3 protein-coding genes and 1 pseudogene are annotated in these 4353 nt (G+C 69.4%); all 4 read left to right on the top strand.

The annotated features are described in order from the left end of the window. A partial coding sequence (locus tag I0Q12_RS20685) for a CNNM domain-containing protein (RefSeq protein ID WP_231611113.1) occupies positions 1-818 on the top strand: 818 nt, incomplete at its 5' end. 10 nt (positions 819-828) lie between these two features. After that, positions 829-1770 (top strand): 3-methyladenine DNA glycosylase, encoded by a 942-nt coding sequence (locus I0Q12_RS20680; RefSeq protein ID WP_197254162.1) that lies wholly within the window; start codon positions 829-831, stop codon positions 1768-1770. 74 nt (positions 1771-1844) lie between these two features. Beyond that, complete coding sequence (locus I0Q12_RS20675; protein ID WP_197254160.1) at positions 1845-4028, top strand: malate synthase G; 2184 nt, start codon at positions 1845-1847, stop codon at positions 4026-4028. A 106-nt stretch (positions 4029-4134) separates the two neighbouring features. Beyond that, positions 4135-4353 (top strand): annotated as a pseudogene (locus tag I0Q12_RS20670) (hypothetical protein); the annotation flags it as partial.

Here is a 4353-nt window from a genome sequence, read left to right as displayed (position 1 = left end):
ACGCGGCCGGCCTGCCGGACTCGCTGCTGCACCCCCTCGCGTTCACCGTCGCGCTCGCGCTGGTGGTGATCCTGCACATCCTGCTCGGCGAGATGGTGCCCAAGAACATCGCGATCGCCGGACCGGAACGCACCGCGATGCTCCTCGTCCCGGTGCACCTGCTGTTCATGCGCCTGGCCAAGCCGCTCATCGCGTTCTACAACCTGTGCGCCAACCTGTCCCTGCGGCTGATGCGGGTCGAACCGAAGGACGAACTCGAGGTCACCGTCACCGCCATCGAACTGTCGGAGATGATCGGCGAATCCCGCTCCGAAGGGCTGCTCGACGAGGAGGAACACCGCCGCCTCACCCAGGCCCTGGAAACCAGCGGCCGCACCGTCACCGAGGTGATGATCCCCATCGACCGGGTGCGGACCGTGCCGATCACCGCCGGCGGCACCACCCTCGGCGTGCTCGAACAGGCCGTCATCGACACCGGCTTCTCCCGCTACCCGACCCTCGACCCGGCCGGGAAGGTCACCGGCTACCTGCACATCAAGGACGTGCTGGACCTGGTGCGCGACGAGAACGCCGGACCCGACACGGTGATCCCGCCCGCGGAGGTGCGGGAACTGCCCCGGGTCGCGCTCACCAGCGCACTCGACGACGCCCTCGCGCTGCTGCGCCGCACCAGCTCACACCTGGGCGGGGTGGTCGACGCCACCGGCACCGTCGTCGGCATCGTCGCCCTCGAGGACCTCGTCGAGGAATTCGTCGGGACCGTGCGCGACGCCACCCACCGCATCGCCGACCCCGCCCCGGGGAACCGCACCCCGTGAGCCGCCGCCGATGACCATCGACACCCACCCGTCCACCGGCACGGCCGCGGCGGTGCGGTCCGAACCCGACTGGACCGCCCGCCGGCACCGGCACCGCGCCGCCGCCGACGAGCTGCTCGCCGGGCACCTGCGGCGGCGCGCGGCCCGGCAGGCCCATCCGGTGCACGACTTCCTGTTCACCTACTACAACCACCGGCCCAACCAGCTGCGGCGCTGGCATCCCGGTTTCGGGGTGGTGCTGCTCGGCGACGCCACCCGCGAGTACCGCGACCATCCCGCCTACGAACGCGTCGTCGTCGACGGGCAGCCCGGGGTCACGGTGTCCCGGCGCGCGGCGCTCGACCGGCTCGGCACGGTCGAGTTCGTGCGGGACCTGCTCGCGGCCACCGCGTCCCGGCCGCCGCAGCTGGGCTGTTTCGGGCTGCACGAGTGGGCGATGGTGTACCGCACGGACGACTCCGGGGTGCGGCACAACGCGGTGCCGCTGCGGCTCGGGCACGACGGAACCGACGCGGTGGTGGAATCATTGCAGTTGCGTTGCACCCATTACGATGCGTTCCGGTTCTTCACCCCCGACGCGGCCCCGCGCAACGCCGAGACCCTGACCCGGCGGACCCAGATCGACCGGGAACAACCCGGCTGCCTGCACGCCGGCATGGACCTGTACAAATGGTGCTACAAACTGTCCCCGCTGATCGAGTCGGACCTGCTCCTGGACTGCTTCCGGCACGCCCGGGCGGCACGCGAACTCGACATGAGGGCCAGCCCGTATGATCTGAGCGAATACGGCTACTCGCCCATCACGATCGAGACTGCCGCCGGACGCGCACAGTACGTCCGCGAGCAGTCGGCGCTCACCACCCGCGCCGCAGCCCTGCGCCAGGAGCTGCTGAATCGATGCACCGCGCTGGCGGCGTGTCTCACCGACACGCAGATAACTACCGGCGGGTAACATGTTGGTGTTTTTCGTGCGGCACCGGTCGGCCCGACCGCACCGGGTGCACAGTTACCGGAAAGAGTGAGGCAATGACAGAACGCATTCAGGTCGGCGGACTCCAGGTCGCCAAGGTGCTCTACGACTTCGTCAACAACGAGGCCATCCCCGGGTCCGGTGTCGACGCGGACGCGTTCTGGACCGGCGCCGACAAGGTCATCCACGACCTCGCGCCCCGCAACCGGGAACTGCTCGCCATCCGCGACGACCTCCAGAGCAAGATCGACACCTGGCACCGCGACCGCGCCGGACAGCCCCACGACCCGGCCGCCTACAAGGCGTTCCTGCAGGAGATCGGCTACCTCGTGCCGGTGCCCGCCCCGTTCGAGGTGACCACCGCCAACATCGACTCCGAGATCGCCACCACCGCCGGCCCGCAGCTGGTCGTGCCGGTCCTCAACGCCCGCTTCGCGCTCAACGCCGCCAACGCCCGCTGGGGCTCGCTGTACGACGCGCTGTACGGCACCGACGCCATCTCCGAGGAAGGCGGCGCCGAAAAGGGCACCGGCTACAACAAGATCCGCGGCGACAAGGTCATCGCCTGGGCCCGCGACTTCCTCGACAAGGCCGCACCCCTGGCGACCGGCTCCCACACCGGCACCACCGCCTACCGCATCGAGGACGGCGCGCTGAAGGTCACCCTCGCCGACGGCACCGTCACCACCCTCGCCCAGCCCGAGAAGCTCGTCGGCTACCTCGGCGACCCCGCCGCCCCCACCTCGGTCCTGCTGCGCAACAACGGCCTGCACATCGACATCCAGATCGACCCGCAGTCCCCGATCGGCAGCACCGACACCGCCGGCATCAAGGACCTCGTCCTCGAATCGGCCGTCACCACCATCATGGACTTCGAGGACTCCGTCGCCGCCGTCGACGCCGACGACAAGGTCGTCGGCTACCGCAACTGGCTCGGCCTCAACCGCGGCGACCTGTCCGAATCGTTCACCAAGGGCGACAAGACCCTCACCCGCACCCTCAACGCCAACCGCGTCTACACCGCACTCGACGGCAGCGACCTCGAACTCCACGGCCGCTCCCTGCTGTTCGTCCGCAACGTCGGTCACCTCATGACCAACCCCGCCGTCCTCGACAGCGAGGGCAACGAGGTGCCCGAAGGCATCCTCGACGCCCTGATCACCACCCTGTGCGCCATCCACGGCCTGCACACCGACGAGGCCCACGGCCCGCTCGGCAACAGCCGCACCGGCTCGATCTACATCGTCAAGCCCAAGCAGCACGGCCCCGACGAATCCGCCTTCACCACCGAGCTGTTCGGCCGCGTCGAGGACGTCCTCGGCCTGCCCCGCAACACCCTCAAGGTCGGCATCATGGACGAGGAACGACGCACCACCGTCAACCTCGCCGCCTGCATCGAGGCCGCCTCCGAGCGCGTCGCGTTCATCAACACCGGCTTCCTCGACCGCACCGGCGACGAGATCCACACCTCCATGGAAGCCGGCGCCGTGGTCCGCAAGGCCGCCATGAAGCAGCAGAAGTGGATCCTCGCCTACGAGGACTGGAACGTCGACACCGGCCTCGCCTGCGGCCTGCAGGGCAAGGCGCAGATCGGCAAGGGCATGTGGGCCATGACCGACCTCATGCACGACATGCTCGTGCAGAAGATCGGCCAGCCCAAGGCCGGCGCCAACACCGCCTGGGTGCCCTCGCCCACCGGCGCCACCCTGCACGCCACCCACTACCACGAGGTCGACGTCTTCGCCGTCCAGGACGAGCTCACGGGCAAGACCCGCGCCACCGTCGACGACATCCTCACCATCCCGCTCGCCGAGAACACCGACTGGTCCGACGCCGAGAAGCGCGAGGAACTCGACAACAACTGCCAGTCCATCCTCGGCTACGTGGTGCGCTGGATCGACCAGGGCGTCGGCTGCTCCAAGGTCCCCGACATCCACGACGTCGCACTCATGGAGGACCGCGCCACCCTGCGCATCTCCAGCCAGCTGCTCGCCAACTGGATCCGCCACGACGTCGTCAGCGCCGAGGACGTCGTCGCCGCCCTCGAGCGGATGGCTCCCGTCGTCGACCGGCAGAACGCCGGCGACGCCGCCTACCGGCCGATGGCCCCGAACTTCGACGACAGCATCGCCTTCCAGGCCGCCAAGGAACTGATCCTCGAAGGCACCAAGCAGCCCAGCGGCTACACCGAGCCGATCCTGCACCGCCGCCGCCGCGAGTACAAGGCCAAGTACGCCTGATCCGCAGCACACGACGCGGGGCCCCGTCCGACCCGGACCGGGGCCCCGCCCCGTTTTCCGTACACTGCGGGAGCCCGGAAAGAGAAGAAACGAGGCGGACGAACACGTGAGTCGACATCGCAGTTCCGGCGGCGTCCGAGGCATCAGCAAAGGCCCGATCATCGCCGTCGTCACCATCGTGCTGCTCGTCCTCGCCACCATCGGCTGGTTCCGGCTCCGCGACCACATCGACGACCAGGGCATCCAGGCCGCCCAGACCTGCGTCGAAGGCGACGCCGTCCTCCAGGTCAGCGCCGACCCCGCGATCGCCCCCGCCCTCACCACC

Source organism: Rhodococcus sp. CX (assembly GCF_015865005.1).
Classification (GTDB): Bacteria; Actinomycetota; Actinomycetes; order Mycobacteriales; family Mycobacteriaceae; genus Rhodococcus.
The sequence above is the reverse complement of the archived record's forward strand: the minus strand, read 5'-3'. Positions and strand labels throughout refer to the sequence as shown.

Coding starts and splice junctions, on each gene's coding strand:
- I0Q12_RS20680 (WP_197254162.1), top strand. CDS start 829: ATGACCATCGACACCCACCCGTCCACCGGCACGGCCGCGGCGGTGCGG.
- I0Q12_RS20675 (WP_197254160.1), top strand. CDS start 1,845: ATGACAGAACGCATTCAGGTCGGCGGACTCCAGGTCGCCAAGGTGCTC.